Consider the following 25,087-nt stretch of genomic DNA (forward strand, 5'->3'; position numbering starts at 1 on the left):
TAATCTGATAGGTGGAACTGCTGGTGACGGTCCAGTCTGTGTCGCCGCAACGGGTCGTCCAGCATGTCAGCAAGGTCCTGCTCGGCAAAGACCAGCAGATCCGCTTGGCCGTGGCCTGCCTGCTGGCACGCGGCCACCTGCTGATCGAAGATCTGCCCGGCATGGGCAAAACCACCCTCGCCGAAGCTCTTGCCCGTTGTCTTGGGCTGGAATTCAAGCGGGTGCACTTCACCAGCGATCTGCTCCCTGCCGATCTCACCGGCATCGGTGTGCTCGATACGGCCAGTGGCAACTTCAGCTTCCAGCCTGGCCCCCTGTTCAGCCAGGTGCTTCTGGCCGATGAGATCAATCGGGCCAGCCCACGCACTCAGAGTGCGCTGTTGGAGGCGATGGCCAGTGGCCGGGTCAGCGTTGATGGCACCAGCCATGAGCTGCCCTCGCCCTTCTTCGTGATCGCCACCCAGAACGGCCTCGATCAAACCGGCACCGCCCCGCTGCCGGAGTCCCAGCTGGATCGTTTCCTGATGCGGCTCACCCTTGGATTCCCCGAGCGGGAAGCGGAGTTGGCCCTGCTCAGCGGCCAGGCGATGCGGCCCGACCAGCTGCCGGCCCTGCTGACAGCCGCCGATCTGCTCGCCCTGCAACAGCAGGCGGCGGCCCAGCATGCCGAGCCTTCTCTGCTCGCTTATGTGCTCGATCTGGTGCAGCTCAGCCGCCAGGACAGCTTCGGTGCTTCGCCGCTCTCTCCGCGCGCCGCCCAGTCGCTGTTGGCGGCAGCCCGGGCGTGGTCGTTGCTGGAGGGGCGCGATTTCGTGATTCCCGCCGATGTGCAGGCCGTACTTCCCAGCGTCTGCGAACACCGCATGGACAACGGCGAGCCGATCGCCACCAACGGTGTCGGTGCCTGTGCCTCCGGCAGTTGGAGCCACCGCTTACTGGCGGGCGTCGATGGTCTCCGCTGACCACCCAGCTGTCCCCAAGGCGAAGCGCAATGGCCTGTTCCGGCCTCACGCCGGGCACCAGCTGCGCCTTGGCGCCCGAAGCATCTACATCCTGCCCACTGGATTCGGCGCCCTTTGGTTGATGGCCGTCGTGCTGCTGCAGGTGGTGGGCATCCAGCTGCAAAGCAACGGCACGCTGATGATGTCTTATCTGCTGCTGGGGCTCTTCCTGTTGGCGATGCATCTCACCGCCTTCAATCTGCAAGGCCTCGAACTGAGCTGCAGCGATCCCCCGCCAGGTTTCGCCGATGCCCCACTCAACTACCCGGTGGTCGTGCACAGCCAGTGTCATCGCGATCAGCTGCGCATCGGCTTCATCCTGGGCTCTGCGCTGCTGCAGGACAGCAGCACCCAGAGCCGCGATCAGGAGATCCAGCCGGGCCGGTCCGAGTTGTCAATTCCCTGGCAACCGCAGCAGCGGGGGTTGCAACGGCCCGGCCGACTGCGTATCAGCTCCAGTGCTCCCCTCGGTCTGTTCCGCTGCTGGAGCCTGTGGGAACCGCCCACCGCCCAGCTCGTTTACCCAGCCCGCCGCGAAGGGCCGGTGGCCGAAACCTTTGCTGATGCAGAGGGGAACCGGCTGAACGTGAGCGGCCGCCCCAGCGCCCTGGGCCATGACCACTGGGTCGATCTGCGGCCACACAGGGCCGAGGAAGGGGTCAGCCGGCTGTTCTGGAAATCCATGGCGCGGGGCCGGGGCGCCCACTCCAAGGTGTTCGGCGGCTCCCCGCCGTCGGAGCCCCTCCTTAGCCCCCAACCGGACGTGCCGAAGGAGCAGGCGCTCGAACACCTCAGTGCCCGCATCTGGGCGCTCAGTGCTGCCGGTGACAGCTACGGCCTGATCCTGGGCGGCACCACGATCGCTCCGGGCAGCGGCAGCCGCCATCGCGACCAGTGCCTGGCGGCCCTGGCCCTGCTTCCGTGAGCGGGCACCGGCGGCTGCAATGGGTGGCGCTCGGCCTACTGGCCGCCTTGCTGCCAGCGATCGACACCGGCATGCCGCTGAGCTGGGGGGCGATCTGCCTGATCACGCTGACCGCCCTCAAGCTGCGCGAGGCGCACTCCCGCAGCGAGTTGCGACGCGCCTCGCTGCTGATTCTGGTGATCACCGGCGTGATGGCGGCCCTGCTGCCCGGTCTGGGGCCCAGCCTGATCCAGCTGCTCACCACGCTGCTGGCGCTCAGCAGCCTGCTGTCGCTGGAACTCGGCAGTGCTGTGCAGCTGCGGACCCTGCTGGCCCGCAGCCTGCGCCTGCTCGGCGCCGCCCTGCCCCTGGTGCTGGTGCTGTTTCTGCTGGTGCCGCGGGTCGGTCCGCTCTGGACGGTGCCCATGGGACAGACTGCCCGTACCGGCCTCTCTGATCAGCTCGACACCGGCAGCATCGCCGATCTGGTGGCGGTGGACACGCCAGCGGCCCGGATCAGCTTCACGAACGAAGAACCGCCACCGCCGGAGTCCCGGTACTGGCGGGTGCTCACGCTGCACAGCTTCGATGGCCAGCGCTGGGAACGGCTGCCCGACGAAGACAACCTCAATGCCTTACTCCCACAGACTGCCGGCGCGCCACCCACCGGCAGCCGCGAACAGTTCTGGCTGGCCGAGCCCATGCTGCTGCCGGTGCTCCCCTGGAGCGGCCAAGGCCAACCGCTGGATCCGGAGCTGCGCATCAGCCCCGATGGCGTGCTGCTCAACAACCGGCCACCGATCGAACGGCGCGCCTATGGCTTCACCAACCTGAGCGCGCCCGCAGCCTGGAAGCTTCAGCCGCCCAGGGAAGCCGCCCTGGAGCTGCCGGTCGGCATCAACCCCCGCCTACAGGCCCTCGGCCGTGAGTGGAAGGACACCCTTCCGCCTGCTGATCGGGTCGCTGTAGCCCAACGCTGGTTCCGCTCACAGCCGTTTCGCTACACCACCCAGCCAGGCTTGCTGCCGGGCCCTGATCCGGTGGACGCCTTCCTCTTCGACACCCGGACGGGCTTCTGTGAGCACTTCGCTTCCGGCTTCACGGCCCTGATGCGTGCCGCCGGCGTGCCTGCCCGCATCGTGCTCGGCTACCAGGGGGGAGATTGGGTGCCCCAGGTGGGCGGCGGCGGTTACCTGGATGTGCGTCAGAGCGATGCCCATGCCTGGAGCGAAGTCTGGCTGGCAGACCAGGGCTGGGTCCTGGTGGATCCCACCGCCTGGGTTTCGCCGCTCCGAATCACCGCCGGCCAGCCGATCTCTGCCGGGCAAACCCCCCGCCAGTTCAGCCCACTGGGCTGGGCCCTGCTCCAGTGGCGCGGCATCGATCTGCGCTGGACCGGGTGGGTGATGAGCTTCAACCGCCAGGACCAGATGGCGCTGATTGAGCGGCTGTTGGGCAAGCGGCATGAATGGCTGGGCGCCTTGCTGGTGGCAGCACTGGCCCTCTGCCTCGGCCTCGTGCTGCCCTTGATGCACTGGAGCCAGCGGCGGCGCGACACCGATAGCCTGCGACGCGAGCTCGATCACTGTCTCCAGCGCCTGCGGCTGCTGGGGTTCGAACCACGCCCCGGCGAAGACCTCGGCAGCTTCTGCCGCCGAGCCGGACAGCAGCGCCCTGATCTCGCTTCCGCACTGGATGAACTGGCCTGCACCTACCTGCGGCAGCGGTTCGGGCCAGCGCTGCCGCAGGACCAGCGCCAGGCCTCCAGAAAGCGCCTGCGCCAGCTGCGGCAACAGCTCGGAGCCTTGCCCGCCGCCTCGAGCTCACAGGCATGAGCATCCGGGACAGGATCCGGCCCCGTTCCAGTCCAGTAAGCCGTGCTGCTCGATAGAACACATGGATCCATGCGAGCAGCGGATGATGGGCGGTCTCCAGCCAAGGCTGGCTGTGCTGCTGCTGGGTTCACTGACGGCCTTCGGGCTGATGCCCCCAGCCGGCGCCTCCTCATTTGATGCCGTCGTGCGTCTGCTGGACACGCGTTCCTGCAAGCGCTGCGAGCTGCAGGACGCCGATCTGGTGCGGGCAGACCTGCGCGACGCGGATCTGCGCAACGCCCAGCTGCAGCGCGCCAACCTGAGTGGCGCCCGTCTGGATGGCGCCAAGTTCGGCGGGGCGAATCTCAGCTTCACCAGCCTCCAGGGGGCCTCGCTCAGGGGAGCCGATCTGAGGGGGGCCACGCTGGAAGGCACCGACCTGCGGGAGGCCGACCTCAGTGGCGCCCAGGTCGACACGGGCAGCCTGGCCACGACCCACTGGCAGGGGGCCCGGGGCATCGATCCCGCCCTTCAGGGACACGCCGAGCTGCACAATGCCGGCGTCGCAGCGGCCAAAGCAGGGCGCCTGCCGGAGGCAGAACGCTTCTTCGACGCGGCCATTCAGCGCGACCAGGAGGCGGCGATCAGCTGGGTGGCACGCGGAATCGTGCGCGGAGAGCAAGCCAAGACCGAGCAGGCCGCCGCCGATTTCAGCTATGCGGCTCAGCTCTACGCCACCAGCGGGGATCTGGCCACGTCCGAGCAGTTGCTGGAGGCCTCCGCCAAGCTGAAAAAAGATCCCCGGCAAGGAAAAGACGGAGGCAATGCCTTCGGCAGCCAGGTTGTGGGCGGGGCAATGGGTGTGGTTCAGTTCCTGTTGCCGTTGGCCGCCAAGGCGTTCATCCCCCTGGCGTTCTGAGCTCTCACCGCTGCGATTTCACTGCGGGTTGCTCATGAATTGGCGGGATTCCGGCGTAGAGGGCTGGAAGCCATAGCCGAAGGTGGCGCCGTCATTGTCGGAGATGATTCGCGGCGTCACCATGATCACCAACTCACGCTTTTCACGTCGGTTGGAGGAGCCGCGGAAGAACTGGCCGACCAAGGGAAGATCACCAAGAATGGGCCATTTTGTTACCTCGGCGATATCCACATCGGAAATCACACCGGTGAGGATCAGGGTCTGGCCGTCGCGAACCCGCAGAGCGCCGGTGTCCAGCCGCCGCACGCTGAGAATGCTCACCTGGCTGGTGCAGGAGGGTGGGCCCGGCACCGAGTCGGTGACGGCGGAAATGCTGGGGGAAAGCGAGAAGGTCACGAAGCCGTTGTCATCGATTTTCTCGACGCGGGCGCCCAGCACCAGACCGGCTGTCGAGAGTTCCAACGTGCATTGGGTACCACCATTTTCCTGCTGCTCCACCTCAACATTGGTGATCACATTGGTGCCCACCCGCACGACCGATTCGTTGGCACGGCTGCGGGCAATGGGCGAATCAATCGTGTAGGAATCAAGGCCCTGGTTGGAGTTGCCGCTTTCTCCCGCGCCTGCGCCGCCATCGCGCAGGCGGGAGGGATTTTCTTGCAGGATCAACGTGGGACTTGCGATCAGCTTGGTGTTGCGCGAAACGATCTGGGCCTGAACAAAGTCGAAGAAACTGTCTTGCGGGAAGTTCTGGCCGGGATTCCGGCGGAAGCCATCGGTGAGGGAAGCGCCGACCGACCGACCGCCATTCAATGCTGCCGCACCGGTGGCCACCAGCCCTGGCAGATTGGTGCCGCCGGTCGTAACGGTTCCCGGTGTTGTGCCTTGGGCAGGCGTGAGTTCAACTGTCAGATCGTTGGGAACACCACGCCGGAAATCACCAGCCGTGGGCGGGAGCCGCGACCCGAAGGCACCCAGAAGCTGGCCATTGTCATTGACGATGAAATTATTGCCCCAGCGGAACGCAAAGCTGTTGGCGATATCCTGGGAGTTCTCCAGGTTGATATCAAGGATGCGCACAGCAAGGGCCACCTGCCGCTGGCGCAGATCCAGCTGCTTGAGATAGGCCTCAGCGATCGCCACCAGAGAGCTTTCCCCCACCAGGGTGATGGTGCCGAGCCTGGTGTCGGTGGTGCCGATCAGCCCCACCAGCGGCCCCTGGCTGGCGCCGAAGGAGTTGATCTGCGTGGTGGTGGCAGTCGTGGCGGTGGAAGCGGCCGTGTTGTTCGCTGGTGTGCCTGTGGAAGCCACCTCGCTGGAGGTGGATGTGGTGGTGAACGTCTTGTTGATCGTGGCCCCGAGGCTCGCCAGGTAGTCAGCAGCAGAGTTGGCTGACGCCTGATTGAGCCGGTAGACCTTGGAGAGCTGAGATCCGAAGGTTTTGCTCAGCGCGCTGGGGCCAGCAACGATCAGATTGCCTTCCAACTTTCCCTGCAGGCCAGAGGCCAACAGGATCGCGTTCACGGCTCTGGAATAGGGCTCATTACGGAAGGCGATCGACACGCGCCTGGTGTTGATGGCCGTGTCAGGTGGAGCGGGGGTCGCGCCAGGGGCAGGCGAGTCGTCAACGTAGACGAAGCCATAACCACCCATTTGGGCCACGGCCATCAGCGCGTCCTTCGCCGGGGCATTGCGGAGGGTCATGGTCACACTCGGACCCCGCAGATTCACGAAGCTGCGGTTGCGCAGGAGCATGCTGCCAACGGCCATGTCGCCCACCGGCGGTGCCACCGCCCTGGGTTGCAGCGGTGGCGCAAAGCGCGGCTGATCCACCCGGCCCGGTGTATTGAGGTCAAGCCGGCCGGTCTGGGTGGAACTCTGGCGGGGAGCGGGGAAGGTGAGGATCAGGTTGCGGCCGTCTGCGCTCACCACCGGGCGGGGCATGGATCCCCCACGACTTGGAGACACCTGCAGGAAGTAGCGGGTGCCTTCGCCTTCAAGGCTCACCGACTCGAAGCCCAGATCCGGCAGGCTCACCCTCTGGGGGCCGCGCCGCAGGCTGTTTGGCCCGGTGAGGAGGATTTGCCCCTCCCAGCCCCGGTTGTTGGTGAACTGCTGCAGCTGCGGAGCTGCACCGGTGCCTTCGATCACAAACTCCACCGAATCGGGCAGGCGGCGGATCTTCAGCTCCACTGAGCCGGACTGGCTGGCGGGAGGGTTCGTTCCGGCGGCAGGAGTCCCTGGCTGAAATGGACCCACCTGGCCGGGCGCTGCCATGGCTTCGGCAACCGGCAAAAGGGTCAGCACTGGAAAGGCTGCCGAAAGAGCCAGACTTCCAACTCGTCGCACTGACCGGTTCTCCGCAAATTTCATCGTTGGGGGATCTTATGTGTAGAAGTGAACGTGTGCGACGCGATGGGCATGAATGGGGAAATCAGGGCGTCGTGGGCTGAGCGGGCTCGGGCGGCTTAGGCGGCTTGGGCGCTGGATCTCCCTCTCGATAGAGAGAGAGATTGAGCTTGAGATCAGCAAGTGGAGGAGAATCAGCAGCAGCAGGGGCACTTGCCTCTCGAAGCGCCACGTTCAGATCGCTCTGCACAACCAGCAGCCCCAGACGCTCCAACCGGCGCAGGAAATCAAGCAGGTTGGGATAACGCCCGCGGGCACTGAGCAAGGTCGTCGCTTTCACCAGGCCACTGGCTTCCAATGGGTCCTGGGGCGGGGGCGGCGGAGCCTTGGGGTCGGCGGCCGCCTTTCCTTGGGCCGGTTGGCCCGGTGCGGGAGGGGCGCCCTCGGCAGCCGCCGGTGCGGCAGGCGGGGCAACGGGTTCAAACACATCCAGCTGGATACCGGAAGCACTCGCTTCCCGGTTGAGCTGCGCCATGAAGGTATCGAAATCGCCGCTGCCGGCGATGAGCTGCAACAGGTTGCTCTGCTGCTTGCGGATTTTTTCGGTGTCCTCGATCTGGCGCAGCCGCTGAACGCGCAGCAAGGGAAGACGGCGCTCCATCTCGCGCAATTCATCAAGCTGGACCTGGTTTTGGCGCAGGCTGCTCCAGGGCTGCCAGACCCCGCCGAAGAACACCAGTCCTGAGAGCAGGGCACCGGCGGCGATCGGGAGACCCGCCAGCAGTCCGATCCGCAAGGCAGGGGATGGCGGTTTGATGCCTTCCTGGAGGTTCGTCATGGCAGCACTCCCTCACGGCGGAGCTTCTGCAGCCGCAAGGCGAGGCCTTCAGCGCCGAGGCTCTGCAGCAGGGCCAGGCGCTGGTTGAGTGATTCGGCCGTAGCGCGGAAGCCCGCAGAAATTTCGAAGGCCACCAGATTGGCCTCTGGGCTCGACCCTGACCCACCAGCTGAGGGCCGGCTTGCTCTGGCCAGGGTGATCTGGCTCGGATCCAGCAGGGGTGAGCCCTGGAGTTGGAGCACCAGAGCATTGATGCGCTCAAAGGCACCCGGATCAGCGCTGCGGCCTTTGATCAAGAGGGCCTGCTTCTCCACCGTGAGTTGGGTCAGCTGCAGGCCGCGAGGGGTGCGCTGGCTCACATCCGTCATCAGCGCTGAACCGGAGCGCAGTGTGACCAGTCCGCCGGCCAGGGACGCGTTGCTGGCGCGGGTTTTGTCATTGGCGGCCTTCTCGGCGGCCAGTTCCTGCTCCAGCTGGGCCACCTGCCCCCGCACCGGTGCCAGACGCTCCAATTCCTGAGAGATCATCTGCTGCTGAATCCGCAGCAGCAGCGAAACGGCCAGCATCGCCACCACAAGGCCACCACCGACGGCGGCGCCGATCAGCAGTAGCCGCCGAGCGTCAAGAGGTGGCGGCCCATCCGCTGGCAGGCCCAGTTCAACCCGGCGTTCGCGCAGCAGGTCAACGGGGGGTAAGGAGGCGCTCATCGGGACAGGTCTCCGGCAGCCAGGCCGCACATCCGCACCAGGGACGCTCCACCGACCGCGTCGGCAGCGGAAGGATCAGGATCGCTCTCGGTGCCGACAATGCTCAGCCACCGTTGCTGCAGGGGGTCGACGATTTCCACGCTCCACGACGGCGTCGGCGAGAGCGTATCGGAAACCTTCGCGCAGTCTTGAGCGGGGCCGTAAACCAGCACCCGCACGGACGTCATGCTCGGATCCCGGCGCTGCCAGAACGCCAGACAGGTACGCACCTCCCTTTCGATCGACATGGCGCCTGCCGTGACCCGCCGGCTGAATTCGGGGATGCCATCACGAACCAGCAACAGATCGGCACTGTCCCCACGGAGCTCGAGCAACACCATCAGTTCGCCGGCAGGAGCCGCAGCAATCAGAGGATCCAACGCCCGCAGCGTCACAACCTGGGCGGGCTCAAGGCAGACAAGATCCAAGGCGGCGATGGAGAACACCTCCACCCAGGCCTGGATCATGGCGCGCTGGCCGATGGCCACCAGCGAGGTGGGGGGGCGGGATGGATCCCGCGAGGGGAGAGGCCCAAGAGTGATGTAGGTCTGGGTCATTGGGAATGGGAGCCCCAGATCCGGGTTCAACTCCCGCAGCGCCAGGTCGGGCTGCTCAGGCCAGTCGTCATAGGGCCACTCCACCACCCGGAGCGTGCAGGCAGCGGCGGGCAAGGCCGCCACCACCTCCGCCCCCATCAAGTTGAGCTCCACCACCAGATCACCGATCAGGTCCCCAAGGGCCGCTTTCTGCTGAGGTTGGCCACCGCTGCAGGTGCCGCGTGGCAACGGCACAGTGCGCAGCAAAGTGCCTGTGGGCGGGTAGGTGGCTCCCTTCAAATGCATCAAGGTGACTTGCTCGTCTTCCAGCACAAGCAGGAGGCGGGGAGGGAACAGACGGGCCGTCAAAGGCCGCAGCCGTTCTTGCAAGCCAGCGAGAACCAAGATCGGCGACGAAAAGATTCGCGAATCGTATCGGCAGACTTCCGCCGATGCACCGAATCGCTCGCTAGGCGCTCAGGTAAGGCAAACCGCTGCCCACCGCTTCGCCGATATGGCGGCAGCCGTGGCGGTCGAGTTGCTGCTGGAGGCCTTCAAGGATGGTTGGCACAAGTGCAGGCCCGGCGTAGATCCAACCGGTGTACAGCTGAATCAACGACGCCCCCGCCGTGATGCGCTCCCAGGCGGATTCAGGCGAGTCGATGCCACCCACCCCCACCAGTGGCAAGGCTGGTCCAGCCGTGGCCCGCAGCCGGCGCAGCACCTCCAGCGCACGGCCACGCAGGGGGGCGCCACTCAGGCCACCGGCCTCCTCCTCCAGGGTGCGTCCGGTCTGCGCGAGGCGGCGCTTCTCCAGGCCCAGACGGTTCAAGCTGGTGTTCACGGCGATCACGCCAGCCAGCCCCTCCTGATAAGCCAACCGCGCGATCGTGTCGATGGCGTCGTCTTCCAGATCAGGAGCGATCTTCACCAGCAGGGGCGGGCAACCTGGCAGACGGCGCAACCGCTCCACCAGCCGTCGCAGCTGGGTGGCGTCCTGCAGGTCCCGCAGCCCCGGGGTGTTGGGAGAGCTCACGTTGATCACCGCGTAATCGGCCAGCGGGGCCAGCAGCTCCAGCGTGGAGGCGTAGTCGTCGGGGGCGCGCTCGAGCGAGGTGATCCTGGATTTGCCCAGGTTGAGGCCAAGCACGGCCGGACGTTGCCCGGCCGGCGGCAGGTGCTGCTCTTCCAGGGTGCGTTTGGCGGCCACAGCGCCGTTGTTGTTGAAACCCATCCGGTTGAGGGCGGCCCGCTCCTGCGAGAGGCGGAACAGCCGGGGCCGCGGATTGCCGGGCTGGCCGTGCCAGGTGATCGTGCCGAGCTCGGCGAAACCGAAGCCGAACAGGTGCCAGATGCCAGCCGCCACCGCGTTCTTGTCAAAGCCGGCCGCCAGGCCCAGCGGATTGGCGAAGCGGCAACCGAACAGGGTCTGCTCGAGGCGCAGATCCGGCCGCTGCAATTCCGCCCCCAGGCCCGCCAGGCTGCCCGACACCAGTGGCCAGTGCCGGCGCCGGGAGGCCAGCCCCAAGGCGGTGAGAGTGAGCTGGGTGAGCTGTTCGGCGTCGGCCCCGTCATCGCGGGCGAGCAACGGACCGACCCAGCGCCGGTAGAGCGCTTCGGTGCTGGACAGGGGCGGGGCCGATGCCATGGGGGGTTCCATCAACGACGCTCCAGGCGCCAGCGACATTGGTCGAGCGAGCGGACGTGCCAATCGCGCCAGACCCAGTCGCCGGGACGCTCGGCCAAACGGGCGAGGGGAAGATCCACCAGCTGGGCCAGCTCGGCTGCCGAGAGGGTAAACCCGCCGTCCGCCAACCGGTCCGCCAGTTCCAGGCGGCTGAGCAAGGCGGTCAGTGCCGGTGGCGCAGGGTCGTCAGCAGGGGTGCCGGCAGCAAGGGGGTCGCCGGCCGCGGGTGCAGAGGCCGCCGGTGGAGGAACAGAAGCGACAAGAGGAGCGGCGCCTGCGGCAGCGCGCCCGGCCAGAGCAGGTCTGCCGCCTCGGGAAAAGGCCACGGCGATCACGTCGCAGCGGTCGTTGTCGGGGTCGCCGCTGTGGCCGCGCACGTGCACGAGCGGCACATCCGGCAGCCGGGCCCGATCCAGCGCTTCCCAGAGGTCTTTGTTGAGCACCGGGCTGCCCGAGGCGGTGCGCCAACCCTTGCGCTTCCAGCCGGCCATCCAGCGCTGCAGGCCATCGATGAGGTAGCGGCTGTCGGTGCGCAGGCGCAGATCCGGGTGGCGTGGCAGCTCGCGCAGGCGCTCCAGCACCGCCAGGGCCGCCGTCAATTCCATGCGGTTGTTCGTGGTGGCCGGATCCGCGCCACCCAGTTCGATCATGCTGCCGTCTTCGAAACGCAGCAGTGCGCCCCAGCCCCCTGGGCCCGGGTTGCCACTGCAGGCCCCATCACAGGCCGCTGCCACCACCCGCACCGGCTCAGCACCCACTGGGCGTCAGGCGAAAAGTTCGGTAAACATTGGATCCCCCTCTGGCCAGGACGCACACGATCATGAAGCGAACTTACCTGGCCCTGGCGGGGCTCGGTCTGGCGATGGCCGCCGCCCCTGCCGTGAACAGTTCCGTGGCCCTGGCCCAGGGCGTGTTCAACAGCGTGCCTGTGGATGCCTCCCGCTTTGCGGTGCTGGCCAAGCCGGTGGGCTCGGCCGACTGGTCGCTGCTGGTGCTCGAGCAACTGGCACCACGGCCGCTGTGCTGGGAACAGCGGCCGGATGGCCTGGTGGATCCCTCCCTCAACCGCTTCGATTTCACCGGCATCTGCAGCCGTTATCTCGACAGCAACGGCTACTCGCTGCGGGTCGCCGACCAGGATCTGGCCAGCCGCTACCGCCTGCGGCTGCGGCAGGTGGGCCAGGAGCTTCAGCTGCAGGCGATGAGCCCCACGGAAACCACCACCCTGGTCGTGGGGCGCGGCACCGTGCCGCTGCGCGATCGGGACGCCTTTGTGGCAATCACCCTGGAGCCCGACTGGCAGCTCAACCGCCGCGCCTTCGGCAACCAGACCCTCAGCCACGTGTATTTCGCCAACGGCACGCCGCTGGAGGACCTGCTGGCACGGGCCGCTCAGGCAAGGGGCTCGCTCGTGGCCGGCCGCCAACGCCCACTGCTGGGCCGCAGGGACGACAGCAGGCCCTCCTACGAAGAAACCGAGGGACCGATCGCCCTGCAGGTGGTGCCGTTCGAGGAGTGAACACCGAGGGGATGGGGGCGGCCACGAAAGGAGCAGCAACAGCCGTGGTGACAGTTGAACCAGCGACCCATTCCCCCACTCCCCCCTTTTCAGCAGCGTTAATGTTCGGGGGTGTGAGGGGTGAGGGACGACCTTCAAGGGTCGAAACAAGGACAGACTCCCTGAAACGTCCCACCTCTAAAGCCCTGCCCTCGGCGGGGCTTTTTTTTGTCTTGACGGTTCCGCGGCGGCTGGGGAGGCCAAGCTGCTTCAGGACGGCAGGCCAAGCAAGCCGCTCCAGCCGAGGGGGCCAGCAGATCACGCCCACAAAAAAGCCAGCCTCGGGGGCTGGCTTCAAGATGAAATGGGTAAGAAGACGGAACCCGGGAGGGAGCCCGAAGGCCAGCCGAGCCGTTGAGGCCGATCGGGCCAGGGAGAAAAGGCCGGAAGCAAGCGGGGTGGGGCAGCCGAACGGCCACCCCCGGAGATCACTTGACGGTGACCTTGCCGCCCACTTCTTCGATGGCCTTCTTGATGGCTTCGGCTTCGTCTTTGGAGACGCCTTCCTTGATGGCCTTGGGAGCCGCTTCGACGAGAGCCTTGGCTTCGCCGAGGCCGAGGCCCGTGACTTCACGGACGGCCTTGAGCACCTTGATCTTGGAAGCAGCGTCGAAGCCGTCGAGCACGGCATCGAATTCGGTTTGCTCTTCGACGGCCTCAGCGGCAGCGGCAGGAGCCGCCATCATCACGGCGCCGGCGGAAGCGGCGGCGGACACGCCGAAGGCTTCTTCGATCTGCTTGACGAGCTCGGAAGCTTCCAGCAGGGAGAGGGTTTTGAGCGACTCGAGGATGGAGTCAGTGGTGGCGGACATGGTTGAGATTCAGCAACAGATCGGGTGAATGGGGAGCGACGACTCCAGGAATCGCCGCAGTCGGCGGTCAGCCTTCGCCGGAATCGGCGTGCTGCTTGAGCGCTCGGGCAAGACCGGACGGAACTTCGTTGATGCCCACAGCCAGCTTGGTGGCCACGGCGTTGATCGCACCTGCGATCTGCGCCAGCAGCACCTCCTTGGAGGGCAGCTCACCGATGGCCTTGACGTCGTTCTGGGACAGGAGCTTGCCTTCGAAAAGGCCTCCTTTCACTTCCGACTTCTTCGTGTCCTTCTGGAAGGACTGAACGGCCTTGACGGCAGTGCCGACGTCGCCCTTGATCAGGACGAACGCGTTGGTGCCGGTGAGCAGGGAATCAAGTTCCGACCAGGCACTGTTTCCATCGATCGCTCGGCGCATCAAGGTGTTTTTGGTCACCTTGCAGATGCCGTTGCTGGCCCGCAGGCGGGTGCGCAGGTCGGACATCTCCTTGATCGACAGGCCCTTGAAATCAAGGACCAGTGCCATTTCCGATGCACCGAGGAGCCCTTTGAGCTCTTCGACGATCTGTTGCTTGCTCTCCAGTTTGCGGCCCATAGGAGTGGAACGAATCGGTGGGAACAAGCCGGGCCCGCGGCCCCTGAAGCCCCTCACTCGAAGTGCCGCTCCTTGAAGGTGGCGGCCCGCAAAGGCCAGCACCGCTGGGGCGTTTGGAGTGACGGACCCGCTCCCGTTTCAAACGGGGGCGCGACGAGGCCGCCTGACGATTCGCACCACCGGGAACCGGAGTGCCAAACCTTCCGCGAGCACCTCGGCAGGACTTATGAACAAACGGACTCCCGGAAGGTTTCCGGGAAGCTCGATCGCTCACCTGCTGTCTTGGGTTGGGCGCGTGCCCTCTGGACAAGCCAGTTGATCACCTTACACCGGCGACCTGCCCGCTTCCGGGCCCTCGGCGCTCAGCAGTCGGAGCTCAGTTGTCGCGCTTGATGTCCTGCAGCACGGTGACATCCACCTGCACCGACGGCCCCATGGTGGAGGTGAGATAGAGGCTCTTCCAGTAGCGACCCTTGGCACCGCTGGGTTTCTGGCGGTCGATCACTTCCTGCAGTGCCTTGAGGTTCTCCAGCAGCTTCTCGGTGCTGAAGCTGGCCTTGCCGAAGCGCACGTGCACGATGCCGGTGCGGTCAGCGCGGAATTCCAGTTTGCCGGCCTTGAATTCATTGATGGCGGCGGCGAGGTCGGTGGCCACGGTGCCGGCCTTGGGGTTCGGCATCAAGCCGCGCGGACCGAGCACACGGCCCAGCTTGGCCACCTTGGGCATCATGTCCGGGGTGGCGATCAGCAGGTCGAAGTCGATCTGGCCGCCGGCGATCGACTCGACCAGATCCTCATCACCGGCGAGGTCGGCGCCGGCAGCCTTGGCTTCGGCGACCTTCTCACCACGGGCGATCACGGCAATGCGGATGCTCTGACCCGTGCCGTTCGGCAGGGCGACCGTGGTGCGGAGCTGCTGGTCGGTGTACTTGGGGTCGATGCCGAGGCGGGCGTGGGCCTCGATCGTTTCGTCGAATTTCGCTGTGGCGTTGGCCTTGACGAGCTCGATGGCCTCGAGAGGCTCGTAGGCCTGGTCTTTGACCGCTTCGGCCAGGGCGGTGTAACGCTTGGAAGGGTTCGGCATGGTGGGAGTTGGGGTGCGGGCGACGGAGCCAGCGGGCGCATGAGGCCCGGGCCCTGGGTCTCCCCCGGGTGGGGTGAAAAGGAAAGGAGCAGGGAACTGGATCCGGCGCAGGGGCCTCGTCCAGTGGCGAAATCAGGCCGGGGGCCTTCAGTCGCGGACGGCGACGCCCATGTTGCGGGCGGTGCCTTCGATGATGCGCATGGCCGCCTCGACACTGCTGGTGTTGAGGTCGGGGAGCTTGGTCTTGGCGATCTCCTCGAGCTGGGCGCGGCTGATGGCACCGGCATCTCCCTTGGCGGAAGTGGCGGCACCTTTGGGAATCCCGGCAGCCTTGGAGATCAGCACCGACGCCGGCGGGGTCTTGGTGATGAAGGTGAAGCTGCGGTCTTCAAAGACCGAGATCTCCACCGGGATCACATACCCGGCTTTGTCCTGGGTGCGGGCGTTGTACTCCTTGCAGAACGCCATGATGTTGACGCCGTGCTGACCGAGGGCGGGGCCCACGGGCGGAGCAGGGTTGGCTTTGCCGGCATTGAGGGCCAGCTTGATCACGGCTACGACTTTCTTGGCCATCGGCTGGTCTGGGGAACGGAAACTCCCTCGCGGGAGATGGGGGCGTACGCCCCGGTGGGCTGGACAGGATCTCCCCGAGGGGAGGTGTGCGGATCGCCGTTCGCGGGGAGCGGCGGTGTGGTGTGTCCGCCGCAGGCGGTGAACACACCCAGGGCCACCCTCCGCAGGGAGGCGGCCGCTGGTGATCAGCTCTGCTTGCTGATCTGGGAGAACTCGAGCTCCACCGGGGTTTCCCGGCCGAAGATCGAGAGCAGAGCCTTGAGCTTGCTGCGCTCTCCCGACACTTCGATCACCTCGCCCTGGAAATCCTTGAACGGACCAGCGGTCACGAGGATCTGATCCCCCTCGGTGATGTCGACCTTCACCAGTGGCTTCTTCTCAGCGGCGCGCTTGAAGATGCGCTCCACCTCGGGCCGGGTGAGGGGCCGGGGCTTGATATGGCCACGGGCACGGCCGGTGGCGCGGCGCTCTTCGGCCCCCACGAAGTTGATCACGTTCGGGGTGCTCCGCACCGCCATCATCGTGTCTTCGTCGAGCACCATGCGCACCAGCACGTAACCGGGGAACACCTTCTCCTCGGTGGACTGACGGCTGCCGTCTTTCTTGAGCTTGATGGCAGGCGTCTGCGGGATCTCGATCTCGAGGATGCGGTTACTGACGCCCAGGGTGATCGCCCGCTGCTCCAGGGTGGCCTTGACCTTCTTCTCGCAGCTGGAGGCCACCTGCACTGCGTACCAGCGGGCCACCTGCGGCTTGGCCTCGGCTTCAGCGGCGGCTGCCGGATCGACAGCTACCGGGTCGACGGCTGCCAGGTCGACCGCCGCAGCGCTCAGGGCGTCAGCGTCGGTGAGATCGACGGCAGCGAGATCAGCAGGGGCGAGTTCGGCTTCTGACACGAGGTTGAGGAAAGGACGACGAGGCGGCGTGGGGAATGCGGGGCGGGAGGATCAGCGGAAGATCTGGGAGGACAGCCAGCCGAAGAGGCGATCGATCGCGGCGATCGAGGCAGCCGACAGGCCCACCATCAGGATCACCGCCACCGATTCGCTGAACAGTTGCTGGCGGCTGGGCCAGACCACCTTGCGCAGCTCTTCCAGCAGCGAGGGGAAAAAGCCCGTGGCTGCCGCCCCTGCCGGCGGCGTGGGCTCTGCCTCAGGCAAGGTTTCGGTGGTGGTGGAGCGGGTTGGGGATTCCACGGTGGCCTGCGCACCGGTGCGATCGCACGAACCGGCAAACAGACACCCTACCGGACGTCACTGCCGGCCCCGGCCAGCGGCGTGAAGCGAAAGCGGGCCGCCGGGTCGCCCTCGGCCGCATCCGCCAGACTCACCCGCACGCCCCAGGCGCCGCTGAAGTGGTCGGCCAGCAGCTCAGTGGCCAGCGGATTCTCCACGCTGCGCCGCAACAGGCGCCGCAGCGGCCGCGCGCCGTACTCCGGCTCATAGCCCTGGAGCGCCAGGCAGGCCACCACCCCGTCTTCCACCTGCAGCTGCAGGCGCTGCTCCGCCAGCAGGGCGGCCAGATCGGCCAGTTGCAGGCGCACGATGCGCTCCAGGTCGGTGGCGGCCAGCGGGCGGAAGCGGATCACCTCATCGATGCGGTTGAGGAATTCGGGCCGGAACTGGGAGGCCAGCGCCCGCTCCACAGCCGCATCGAGTGCGGCATCCAGTGCCAGGACATCCGGCGGCGAGGCCTCAGGGGCACCAGCGGCGGCACCGGCACGGGCCCGCTCCAGGATGGCGCGGCTGGCCAGGTTGCTGGTCATCACCACCACCGTGTTGCGGAAGTCGACGGTGCGGCCCTGGGAATCGGTGAGCCGCCCGTCGTCGAGCACCTGCAGCAGCAGGTTGAACACCTCAGGGTGGGCCTTCTCCACTTCATCCAGCAACAACACGGCGTAGGGCCGGCGCCGCACCGCCTCGGTGAGCTGGCCGCCCTCCTCGTAGCCCACATAGCCGGGCGGAGCCCCCAGCAGGCGAGCCACGGCATTGCGCTCCATGAACTCGCTCATATCGAGGCGCACCAGTGCCTCCTCCTCATCGAAGAGCGCTGCCGCCAGCGCCTTGGCCAGTTCCGTCTTGCCGACACCGGTGGGGCCGAGGAACAGGAAGGAGCCCACCGGCCGACGCGGATCCTGCATGCCGGCCCGGGCACGGCGGATCGCCGCCGCCACGGCCGCGACGGCCTCGGGCTGGCCGATCACCCGTTCCCCCAGCCGTGCCTCCAGCTCCAGCAGCTTCTGGCGTTCGCCGGCCAGCAGCCGCTGCATGGGGATGCCGGTCCAGCGGGCCACCACATCGGCGATGTCGCCCTCCTCCACCTGCTCCCGCAGCAGAGCCAGCCCGCCCTGCTGGGCGCTCTGCAGCTCGTCCTCGAGGGCGTTGCGCCGCTGCTGCACGCCGTGGAGCTGGTCGTACTGCAGACGGGCCGCCTCCTCCAGATCACCGTCGCGCTCGGCTTCGGCGATGGCGTGGCGCAGGTCTTCGTCCTGCTGGAGCAACTCGCGCAGCTCGGCCAGCCGCTCCCGCTCCGCCTGCCAGCGGTGCTGCAGCTCCTGCAACCGGGCCAGGGCGAGGCGACGCTCCTCCTGGCGCTGCAGTCGTTCGGCCAGCGGGGCGGCCTCGGCTGCCAGCAGGGCCAGCTCCACGCGGCGCAGCTCAGCCTCGGCCAGCTCCACCACCTGGGGCTTGGAGGTGACCTCCATGCGCAGCTGAGCAGCGGCCTCGTCGATCAGGTCGATCGCCTTGTCCGGGAGGCAGCGATCGGCGATGTAACGATCGGCGAGACGGGTGGCCGCCACCAGGGCGCCGTCGGTGATGGTGACGCCGTGGTGCAGCTCGTAGCGCTCCTTCAGGCCGCGCAGGATCTGCAGGCTCACTTCCAGGTTGGGCTCCCGGATCACCACCTGCTGGAAGCGGCGGTTGAGGGCCGGATCCTTCTCCACCGTGCGGCGGTAGTCCTCGGGAGTGGTGGCGCCGATGCAGCGCAGGTCGCCGCGGGCGAGGGCTGGTTTGAGGATGCTGCCGGCGTCGGCGCTGGAGCGGTCGGTGCTCACCACGGTGTGCAGCTCGTCAATGAACAGCACCACGCCCGCATCGGGGTCGCTCACTTCCGCCAGCACGCTGCGCAGCCGTTCCTCGAACTGCCCGCGGAACTTGGCGCCGGCAATCAGGGCACCGAGATCGAGACCGACCAGGCGGATCCCCTTGAGCGAATCGGGCACCTCGCCGGCCACGATCCGCTGGGCCAGCAGCTCGGCGATGGCGGTCTTGCCCACGCCCGGCTCACCGATCAGCACCGGGTTGTTCTTGCCGCGACGCGAGAGCACCTGGATCAGGCGGCGGATTTCGGTGTCGCGGCCGATCACCGGATCCAGCAGGCCGGCGCGGGCGGCGGCAGTGAGGTCGCGGCCGTACTGCTCGAGAGCAGAGGGCTCGACCTCCAGCCGCAGACCATCGGAACCGCCGTCGGCCTCGGGAGCTGCACCGGGGGCGGGGCCGGTGGCCGGGACAGCCGCAGGGATCGCCCGGACGGAGCCAGAGCCCATGGGGCGCGTGGCCGGCGGAGCGGCGGGGGCAGCGGTGCGAGCGGCCACACCGGCAGCCTGGGTCCCAGTGCGGCTAGCGCCCTGGTAGGGGGAGGGCAGCGGGGGGGCGGTGTCGATCCAGTCGTCAGCCTCCCGCTCCCCGTCGTCTTCCCGCTCCGCCTCAGCCGCTGCGGCGCGGGCAGACGCGGCATCAGCGACCGCCACGCCTGCGGATGGGACGGCCAGGCGGCGGGCTCCACTGCCAGCCTCAGGCCGCAACAGGCGCAGCAGGCGTTCCTCGCTCAGGCCCTCAGCGGCCAGCAGGCTGCCGCCGATGCGGGGCTCGTCCAGCAGGGCCAGCAGAAGATGGGGCACGTCGATCAGGCGAGAGCCCCAGCCGGCACGGCGTCGATCGGCCGCCTCCAGCAGATCCTCGAGGGCGTCGCCGACGAACAGCTCCTCCCCGGCGGCACCCGGCTGGTCGGCGCAGAAAGCCTCGATGCGATCGAGCAGGCGATCGGCATCCAGCGGCAGCGGATCGATCCAGGGGGCATAGCGCGGGTCCTGGAAGAGCACCTGCAGCAGGTGTTCCACATCCAGCTGGCCATGGCGCCAGCGGCGGGCCTGATCCTGGCCGGCCAGCAGCAGCTCCCAGGCCGCCTCGCTGAAGCGGTCGGGGTCGGCCGTGAGGCTGGCCGGCGGCGAGGCAGCGGCGGCGGCAGCGGTGGTGTCGGGGTAACGCTCAGGCGGCTGCATCCGCCCCCGCAGCAGCGGGCCGCTGGATCAGCTCCACCTTGTAGCCGTCAGGGTCTTCCACGAAGGCGATCACGGTGCTGCCGTGCTGCATCGGCCCCGGCTCGCGCACAACGCGGCCCCCTTTGCCGGCGATGGCGGCGCAGGTGCCGTAAATGTCTTCGACACCGATGGCGATGTGGCCGTAGCCGGTGCCGATCTCGTAGCTGCTGGTGTCCCAGTTGTGGGTGAGCTCGAGCGCCGTGGTGTCGCTCTCGTCGCCGTAGCCCACGAAGGCCAGGGTGAAGCGGCCGGCGGGGTACTCACGCCGGCGCAGGAGTCGCATGCCCAGCACCTCGGTATAGAAGGCGAGGGAGCGCTCCAGATCGCCCACCCGGAGCATGGTGTGCAGCAGACGCATCAACGGGGAGCGGGATCGCCCCATTCTGGCCGTGTGCCACCGCGCGGTGAACCTAGCCAGGAGCCAGTGCTGTGCCAACCAGCACGCCGCGGGGGGAGGGGGTGCCCCATAAGATCCGCACGCGTACCCGTTTGCCCCGAGGCCATCGTGATCGACACCCTCGACCTCGTGATCGACTCCATCGTTGCCCGTGAGGTGCTCGATTCCCGCGGCACCCCCACCGTGGAAGCGGAGGTGCGGCTCGAAGGCGGCGCCGAGGGCCACGCGATCGTGCCCAGCGGGGCCAGCACCGGTGCCCATGAAGCCCATGAACTGCGTGATGGCGGCAGCCGCTACTTCGGCAAGGGCGTGCTGCAGGCCGTCACCAACATCGAAGAGAAGATCGCACCGGCGCTCTGTGGGTTGAGCGCCCTGGAGCAGGTCACGGTGGATGGCGCCATGGCCGAACTCGATGGCAGCGACAACAAATCGGCCCTGGGGGCCAATGCGGTGCTGGCCGTGAGCCTGGCGGTGGCACGGGCGGCGGCCAACGGTGTGGGCCTGCCGCTTTACCGCTATCTGGGTGGCCCGATGGCCACGCTGCTGCCGGTGCCGCTGATGAACGTGATCAACGGCGGTGCCCACGCCGCCAACAACATGGATTTCCAGGAATTCATGCTGGTGCCGCACGGTGCCCCCAGCTTCCGCGAGGCGCTGCGCATGGGTGCTGAGGTGTTCCACACGCTCAAGGGCCTGCTGAGCGCCCAGGGGCTGTCCACGGCGGTGGGCGACGAAGGTGGCTTCGCGCCGGATCTGGAAAGCAACGACGCCGCCGGCGCCCTGCTGGTGCAGGCGATCGAGAAGGCCGGCTACAAGCCGGGTGAGCAGATTTCCCTGGCCCTGGATGTGGCCAGCACGGAGTTCTACAAGAACGGGCTCTATGCCTTCGGCGGCGGCAGCTACAGCGCCACCGAGATGGTGGATCAGCTCGAAAAACTGGTGAGCCGCTATCCGATCGTGTCGATCGAGGATGGCCTCGCCGAAGACGACTGGGAGGGCTGGGCCCTGCTCACCCAGCGACTGGGAGGGCGCGTGCAGCTGGTGGGCGACGACCTGTTCGTGACCAACACCACCCGCCTGCAACGGGGCATCGAGCAGGGCATCGCCAATTCGATCCTGATCAAGGTGAACCAGATCGGTTCGCTCACCGAAACCCTGCAGGCGATCGACCTGGCGGGTCGGGCGGGTTACACAAGCGTGATCAGCCACCGCAGCGGCGAAACCGAAGACACCACCATCGCCGACCTGGCGGTGGCCACCCGTGCCGGCCAGATCAAGACCGGTTCACTCAGCCGCAGCGAGCGCGTGGCGAAATACAACCGCCTGCTGCGCATCGAAGACGAACTGGGCAGCCAGGCGATCTACGCCGGCGCTGAAGACCGGGGCCCGCGCGGCCGGGGCTGAGCGCGAACAGAGAGGGAGCGGCGTCTCAATCGTCTTGACGATCAAGCCGGATGTTCGGCCTCGCCCTGGCTGTGTCACGACTTCCGCTTCATCGGATTCGACAGAACGGCTGGAGCGACAGGGTCCACACATCGAGATTGCAATGCCTTGCCTAAGACACAAGACGTGAACACGATGTTCATGTTGAGTGTCAACGAGCCCTGCACCAGGCACAATTAATCACTTCATGACAGAAAGCAAGAGCCTGACTACGCACAGCCTTCCGACTCCTGCATGCCCGCTTGAAACCGGCCTTCTCAAAAGATGAACCTGTCCACCAAGTGCGGCAAACACGAAGTGCGGCAAACAGGCTCAACCTCAACTGGAACGTAGATCCACCTTTCGTACAGAGGAGCAGCGGCTCTGTCGCTGAGCCCCAAATCCTTCCGAACGATCAAGAAAGCAGGGTGCCGATTGAGGCATCTTCACCGATACCTTCATCACCGGGTGCGCCGTTCATCTACCCGCCTGCGCCGGGAAGCTTTTCCAGGCGTCCATCGCGACGCAGGCGGCCCTGCAGCTTCAGCCAGCTGAGCGTGACAGGCAACGCCGCCACCAACGGCACCGCCACCAGGGCCGGCCTGGCGCTGGCGGCCAGCAGGGCCGCAGACACCGCCAGGCCTCCGAGCAAGAACGACTGACCTGCCGCCTGCTGGGCGGTGGCGAGGCGGCGCAGGATGCGGTCGGTTTCGCCGGCACGCATCTGCACCTGGAGATCTCCCTGCTCCAGACGCGAAAGGCTGTCTTCCAGGCGGCGGGGCAGACCCAGCGCGCGGCTGCTGAGCTCGCCGGCCTGGCGACCCAGTTCGCCGAGGAAATCGTTGGGTCCAGTGCCGCCGGAGGTCATCAGGGGGAGGAGGTAAGGGCGGGCAATGGCCACCAAGCTAAAGGTGGGGTCGAGGCTTCGGCCGACCCCCTCGAAGGTGGAGAGGGCGCGCATCACGAAGATCAGCTCCGCCGGCAGGCGGAACGGCTGGCCGTACACCAGGTCGTAGAGGTCGCCGGAGAGCTTCTCCAGCACATTGGCGGAGAAAGGCGGCGTCAGCGCCTCGGTGAGCATCACCCTCACCAGGCGCCGCACCGGGCCGGCGTCGATGCCGGCGGCGATCACACCCGCCCCCTGCATCTCTTCCACGAGGGCGCCGGCGTCGCGGGCGGCAGCGGCCCGCACCATGCGGCCCAGCCGCCCGCGCAGGCGCGAGGAGAGCTGGCCCATCATGCCGAAGTCGTAGTAGATGAGGGCGCCATCGCTGGCCACCGCCAGGTTGCCGGGATGGGGATCGGCGTGGAAAAAGCCGAAACGCACCAGCTGCTGGAGATAACTGGCCGCTCCCTTTTCCGCCACCGCCGCAGGGTCGATGCCCGCCTCCACCAACGCGGCGCGGTCGTTGATCTTGATGCCGGGGAGATAATCGAGGCTGAGCACCCGGCGGGTGCTCAGTTCCCAGATCACCGCCGGAATACGGATGCCGGGATCATCCAGAAACTGCTGGCGGAAGCGGGCGGCATGTTCGGCCTCGAGGCGAAAGTCGAGTTCACGCAGTAATACACGCCGGCATTCCTGAGCGATCGAGACCCAGTCACGGCCCTGGCCCCAGCGGGGATGGCGCTGCAGCACCGCCGCCACCTGCTGCATCACCTCCAGATCGAGCCGGAACAGCCGCTCCAGCCCAGGCCGCTGGATCTTGAACACCACCTGGCGACCGCTGCGCAGACTGGCGCGGTGCACCTGGGCCAGGCTGGCGGAGCCGAGCGGCAGCTCCGCCAGATCGATGATCTCGTTGCAGCGCTCGCCCAGTTCCTCCTCCAGCAGCCGCTGCACAGTGGCGAAGGGGAAAGCGGGCACCCGGTCTTGCAGATGCGCCAACTCCTCCACCCAGCCGGCGGGCAGCACATCGGGGCGGGCGGAGAGCAGCTGGCCCAGTTTGATGAAGGCCGATCCCAGGCTGAGCAGCTCGTTGGTGAGCCAGCGGGCGCGCTGGCGCTGACGCACAGCCCGGTGCTCCGCGCTCGGCGGCCCCTTACCCCGGTACGACCAGGCCCGGCCATCCAGCCACAGCCCGGCCAACAGCTGCAGCACGCCGCGCCAGATGCGCAACGAACGGGACAGGCCCCGCCACCCTTGCACCAGGCGCCCCATCAGGGCCGGTCCTCAAGGCGGCGCGACAAGCCGGCCACCTGGGCCCGCAGGGCATCGATCTGATCCTGGGGCGTGCCCCAGGCGGCAGTGGCCACGGACTGCGCGTCCATGGCGCCGGAAGCAGCGCCTGCTGCCGACGCCGACCCAGCCGCCGGATCGGTTTCCAGCCGCTCCGCCTCCGCCTCCACCTCTTCCAGGAAGAGGCTCCATTCCTGGCGCAGCCGCTCGGGCGCCTCCTGGGCAAGCACCGCCAGGGCTGCGGCAGTTTCCACCAGGCTGCTGCCAAGCCGGGCACCCAACCTGTTGATGGCGGCCTGAACGATGGATTGGGGCGCGCTCATGCGGGGGCCGTTGGTTGGCGAAACTGTGGCAGATCAGGGCGTGGTGCCGTTGGGATCCGCCGCCGCCGGCGGCTCACTGGGCATGATCACCGAATCGGAAGGAGGTGTCGGCTCGGCCGGCAGCAGCGGCGCTTCCGGCACCGGCTGCTCGCGGGTGCTGGCATTCGGGTCGGCGGGCGCCGGGGTGGCCCGGGCCGCAGCCTCGCGCTTCTCCTGTTCCTCGCGGCGGCGCTGCTCCTGCTCCAGCAGGCCCAGGTCGTCGACCCCCTCGCTGGGGGCCCCGAAGCGCATGCGCAGGCTCTCCAGGCTGGTGCCAGGGGTGGGCCTCACCTCAAAGCTCTCGCCGAGACGGGCCGTGCCATCGGGACGGAGATCGAGCAGGCGCCCGGTGAGGCCGTAGCCGAGCCCGAAGGTCACCCCCGCCACCAGCGCCAGCGTCCAGCCGGGCAGGGGCGGCTGGGCCGGCGGGCGGGCGCCGGGGGTTCGTGCGCCGGAGCGGCCGGCGGCATCGCCCTCAGCGCCCCTGGCGGGACGCCTCGACCTGCGACGTGCACCAGCCTGGGTCATGGATCACGGTTGGACTGCCCTCATCCTGCCCGTGCCTGTGCGGAGCCGCCACGGCTGGCCGCTGCGCAGCTGCTGGGTGGTGGTGATGTGCTGTGGCTCACATCTCCCTCGACGCTAGGGTTTGGCTGCTCTTGCAGACCATTCAAGGTGACCTATTGCATCGGTTACTGGCTGGAGAAAGGGTTGGTGTTTGCTTCTGATTCCCGCACAAATGCCGGAGTTGATTACATTTCCAGCTACAGTAAGATGTATGTGTTTCAGCCGGCGTCCGATCGGCTGTTCGTGCTGCTGGGCGCCGGCAATCTGGCCACCACTCAGGCGGTGGTGAACCACATCCAGCGCGACCTTGACCAGGAGATCGCTAGCCAAGCCAGCGCTGGTGAGGACCTCCGTTCCTGCCACTACCTGTTCGAAGCGGCCAACTACATCGGCGCGGTGAGCGTGGCGGTGCAGGAGAAGCAC

The 25,087-nt window shown here is 67.3% G+C and carries 23 protein-coding genes and 1 pseudogene; 7 read left to right on the forward strand and 17 right to left on the reverse strand.

Features of this window, described 5'->3' with window-relative positions; all coding sequences use genetic code 11:
- Positions 1-23 precede the first annotated feature (23 nt).
- The 4 genes from KQ303_RS07955 (at position 24) to KQ303_RS07970 (ending at position 4,638) form a co-directional block, all read left to right on the forward strand.
- Entirely contained in the window at positions 24-962 is a 939-nt protein-coding gene (locus KQ303_RS07955; RefSeq protein WP_259729880.1) for a MoxR family ATPase, read from the forward strand.
- Positions 949-1,926 carry a hypothetical protein gene (locus tag KQ303_RS07960; protein WP_259729881.1) on the forward strand — a complete coding sequence of 326 codons (978 nt, stop codon included), beginning with the start codon at positions 949-951 and terminating at the stop codon, positions 1,924-1,926. Before KQ303_RS07955 ends, KQ303_RS07960 begins: the two co-directional genes overlap by 14 nt.
- The gene (locus KQ303_RS07965; RefSeq protein ID WP_259729882.1) at positions 1,923-3,740 is read left to right on the forward strand and encodes a DUF3488 and transglutaminase-like domain-containing protein; all 1,818 of its coding nucleotides are present in this window, start codon (positions 1,923-1,925) and stop codon (positions 3,738-3,740) included. Before KQ303_RS07960 ends, KQ303_RS07965 begins: the two co-directional genes overlap by 4 nt.
- 61 nt (positions 3,741-3,801) lie before the next feature.
- Positions 3,802-4,638 carry a pentapeptide repeat-containing protein gene (locus KQ303_RS07970; protein WP_259729883.1) on the forward strand — a complete coding sequence of 279 codons (837 nt, stop codon included), beginning with the start codon at positions 3,802-3,804 and terminating at the stop codon, positions 4,636-4,638.
- Between the two features lie 18 nt (positions 4,639-4,656).
- Here KQ303_RS07970 and KQ303_RS07975 read toward each other — a convergent pair whose 3' ends face one another.
- From KQ303_RS07975 to KQ303_RS08000, 6 genes are all read right to left on the reverse strand, one after another.
- Positions 4,657-6,915 (reverse strand): type II secretion system protein GspD, encoded by a 2,259-nt coding sequence (locus KQ303_RS07975; RefSeq protein ID WP_259729884.1) that lies wholly within the window; start codon positions 6,913-6,915, stop codon positions 4,657-4,659.
- A gap of 157 nt (positions 6,916-7,072) precedes the next feature.
- A complete protein-coding gene (locus tag KQ303_RS07980) occupies positions 7,073-7,825 on the reverse strand; it encodes a hypothetical protein (RefSeq protein WP_259729885.1) in 753 nt (250 codons plus the stop codon).
- Positions 7,822-8,532: a PilN domain-containing protein gene (locus tag KQ303_RS07985; RefSeq protein WP_259729886.1), complete on the reverse strand. Its 711-nt coding sequence runs from the start codon at positions 8,530-8,532 to the stop codon at positions 7,822-7,824. Before KQ303_RS07985 ends, KQ303_RS07980 begins: the two co-directional genes overlap by 4 nt.
- On the reverse strand, positions 8,529-9,476 hold the full coding sequence (locus KQ303_RS07990) for a hypothetical protein (protein ID WP_259729887.1): 948 nt from the start codon (positions 9,474-9,476) through the stop codon (positions 8,529-8,531). Before KQ303_RS07990 ends, KQ303_RS07985 begins: the two co-directional genes overlap by 4 nt.
- 100 nt (positions 9,477-9,576) lie before the next feature.
- Entirely contained in the window at positions 9,577-10,755 is a 1,179-nt protein-coding gene (locus tag KQ303_RS07995) for a quinone-dependent dihydroorotate dehydrogenase (protein ID WP_233132907.1), read from the reverse strand.
- Positions 10,756-10,766: 11 nt separating this feature from the next.
- The gene (locus tag KQ303_RS08000) at positions 10,767-11,552 is read right to left on the reverse strand and encodes a ribonuclease H (protein ID WP_259729888.1); all 786 of its coding nucleotides are present in this window, start codon (positions 11,550-11,552) and stop codon (positions 10,767-10,769) included.
- A gap of 62 nt (positions 11,553-11,614) precedes the next feature.
- On the opposite strand from KQ303_RS08000, the gene KQ303_RS08005 reads away from it, so the two are divergent.
- Positions 11,615-12,313: a DUF3747 domain-containing protein gene (locus KQ303_RS08005; protein ID WP_094512039.1), complete on the forward strand. Its 699-nt coding sequence runs from the start codon at positions 11,615-11,617 to the stop codon at positions 12,311-12,313.
- Between the two features lie 467 nt (positions 12,314-12,780).
- Here the strand turns inward: KQ303_RS08005 and rplL are convergent, their stop codons facing one another.
- The 8 genes from rplL to gloA form a co-directional block, all read right to left on the reverse strand.
- A complete protein-coding gene (gene rplL / locus KQ303_RS08010) occupies positions 12,781-13,164 on the reverse strand; it encodes a 50S ribosomal protein L7/L12 (RefSeq protein WP_094512042.1) in 384 nt (127 codons plus the stop codon).
- A gap of 67 nt (positions 13,165-13,231) precedes the next feature.
- The gene (rplJ, locus tag KQ303_RS08015) at positions 13,232-13,759 is read right to left on the reverse strand and encodes a 50S ribosomal protein L10 (RefSeq protein ID WP_094512046.1); all 528 of its coding nucleotides are present in this window, start codon (positions 13,757-13,759) and stop codon (positions 13,232-13,234) included.
- Positions 13,760-14,135: 376 nt separating this feature from the next.
- Entirely contained in the window at positions 14,136-14,843 is a 708-nt protein-coding gene (gene rplA / locus KQ303_RS08020; RefSeq protein ID WP_259729889.1) for a 50S ribosomal protein L1, read from the reverse strand.
- 147 nt (positions 14,844-14,990) lie between these two features.
- Positions 14,991-15,416 (reverse strand): 50S ribosomal protein L11, encoded by a 426-nt coding sequence (rplK, locus tag KQ303_RS08025; RefSeq protein ID WP_094512052.1) that lies wholly within the window; start codon positions 15,414-15,416, stop codon positions 14,991-14,993.
- A gap of 185 nt (positions 15,417-15,601) precedes the next feature.
- Positions 15,602-16,228 (reverse strand): transcription termination/antitermination protein NusG, encoded by a 627-nt coding sequence (gene nusG, locus KQ303_RS08030; protein WP_369803010.1) that lies wholly within the window; start codon positions 16,226-16,228, stop codon positions 15,602-15,604.
- Positions 16,229-16,363: 135 nt separating this feature from the next.
- Positions 16,364-16,612 carry a preprotein translocase subunit SecE gene (secE, locus tag KQ303_RS08035; protein ID WP_198948268.1) on the reverse strand — a complete coding sequence of 83 codons (249 nt, stop codon included), beginning with the start codon at positions 16,610-16,612 and terminating at the stop codon, positions 16,364-16,366.
- Between the two features lie 47 nt (positions 16,613-16,659).
- Entirely contained in the window at positions 16,660-19,698 is a 3,039-nt protein-coding gene (locus KQ303_RS08040) for an ATP-dependent Clp protease ATP-binding subunit (protein ID WP_259729890.1), read from the reverse strand.
- Positions 19,685-20,095, reverse strand: coding sequence for a lactoylglutathione lyase (gloA, locus tag KQ303_RS08045; RefSeq protein WP_094512063.1), 411 nt, complete (start codon positions 20,093-20,095; stop codon positions 19,685-19,687). Before gloA ends, KQ303_RS08040 begins: the two co-directional genes overlap by 14 nt.
- 147 nt (positions 20,096-20,242) lie before the next feature.
- Between gloA and eno the strand changes: the two genes are divergently transcribed.
- Positions 20,243-21,538, forward strand: coding sequence for a phosphopyruvate hydratase (gene eno / locus KQ303_RS08050; protein ID WP_094512066.1), 1,296 nt, complete (start codon positions 20,243-20,245; stop codon positions 21,536-21,538).
- 499 nt (positions 21,539-22,037) lie between these two features.
- On the opposite strand, the gene KQ303_RS08055 is transcribed toward eno, so the two are convergent.
- The 3 genes from KQ303_RS08055 to KQ303_RS08065 are packed head-to-tail and all read right to left on the reverse strand — an operon-like array spanning position 22,038 to position 24,625.
- Positions 22,038-23,717 (reverse strand): AarF/ABC1/UbiB kinase family protein, encoded by a 1,680-nt coding sequence (locus KQ303_RS08055; RefSeq protein WP_259729891.1) that lies wholly within the window; start codon positions 23,715-23,717, stop codon positions 22,038-22,040.
- A complete protein-coding gene (locus KQ303_RS08060; RefSeq protein WP_259729892.1) occupies positions 23,717-24,058 on the reverse strand; it encodes a hypothetical protein in 342 nt (113 codons plus the stop codon). The genes KQ303_RS08055 and KQ303_RS08060 overlap by 1 nt, the downstream gene beginning before the upstream one ends.
- 33 nt (positions 24,059-24,091) lie before the next feature.
- Entirely contained in the window at positions 24,092-24,625 is a 534-nt protein-coding gene (locus KQ303_RS08065) for a hypothetical protein (protein ID WP_259729893.1), read from the reverse strand.
- A gap of 246 nt (positions 24,626-24,871) precedes the next feature.
- Here KQ303_RS08065 and KQ303_RS08070 point away from each other — a divergent pair.
- Positions 24,872-25,087, forward strand: a pseudogene (locus KQ303_RS08070) (20S proteasome subunit A/B); the annotation flags it as partial.

The organism is Synechococcus sp. CS-1333 (genome assembly GCF_025128015.1).
Lineage (GTDB): Bacteria > Cyanobacteriota > Cyanobacteriia > PCC-6307 > Cyanobiaceae > MW101C3.

Bases quoted from the DNA above. Each gene is read 5' to 3' on its own strand.
- KQ303_RS07960 (WP_259729881.1), top strand. From the start codon at position 949: ATGGTCTCCGCTGACCACCCAGCTGTCCCCAAGGCGAAGCGCAATGGC.
- KQ303_RS07970 (WP_259729883.1), top strand. From the start codon at position 3,802: ATGGATCCATGCGAGCAGCGGATGATGGGCGGTCTCCAGCCAAGGCTG.
- KQ303_RS07975 (WP_259729884.1), bottom strand. From the start codon at position 6,915: ATGGCAGCGCCCGGCCAGGTGGGTCCATTTCAGCCAGGGACTCCTGCC.
- KQ303_RS07980 (WP_259729885.1), bottom strand. From the start codon at position 7,825: ATGACGAACCTCCAGGAAGGCATCAAACCGCCATCCCCTGCCTTGCGG.
- KQ303_RS07985 (WP_259729886.1), bottom strand. From the start codon at position 8,532: ATGAGCGCCTCCTTACCCCCCGTTGACCTGCTGCGCGAACGCCGGGTT.
- KQ303_RS07995 (WP_233132907.1), bottom strand. From the start codon at position 10,755: ATGGCATCGGCCCCGCCCCTGTCCAGCACCGAAGCGCTCTACCGGCGC.
- KQ303_RS08005 (WP_094512039.1), top strand. From the start codon at position 11,615: ATGAAGCGAACTTACCTGGCCCTGGCGGGGCTCGGTCTGGCGATGGCC.
- rplL (WP_094512042.1), bottom strand. From the start codon at position 13,164: ATGTCCGCCACCACTGACTCCATCCTCGAGTCGCTCAAAACCCTCTCC.
- rplJ (WP_094512046.1), bottom strand. From the start codon at position 13,759: ATGGGCCGCAAACTGGAGAGCAAGCAACAGATCGTCGAAGAGCTCAAA.
- rplA (WP_259729889.1), bottom strand. From the start codon at position 14,843: ATGCCGAACCCTTCCAAGCGTTACACCGCCCTGGCCGAAGCGGTCAAA.
- rplK (WP_094512052.1), bottom strand. From the start codon at position 15,416: ATGGCCAAGAAAGTCGTAGCCGTGATCAAGCTGGCCCTCAATGCCGGC.
- KQ303_RS08040 (WP_259729890.1), bottom strand. From the start codon at position 19,698: ATGCAGCCGCCTGAGCGTTACCCCGACACCACCGCTGCCGCCGCCGCT.
- gloA (WP_094512063.1), bottom strand. From the start codon at position 20,095: ATGCGTCTGCTGCACACCATGCTCCGGGTGGGCGATCTGGAGCGCTCC.
- KQ303_RS08055 (WP_259729891.1), bottom strand. From the start codon at position 23,717: ATGGGGCGCCTGGTGCAAGGGTGGCGGGGCCTGTCCCGTTCGTTGCGC.
- KQ303_RS08060 (WP_259729892.1), bottom strand. From the start codon at position 24,058: ATGAGCGCGCCCCAATCCATCGTTCAGGCCGCCATCAACAGGTTGGGT.
- KQ303_RS08065 (WP_259729893.1), bottom strand. From the start codon at position 24,625: ATGACCCAGGCTGGTGCACGTCGCAGGTCGAGGCGTCCCGCCAGGGGC.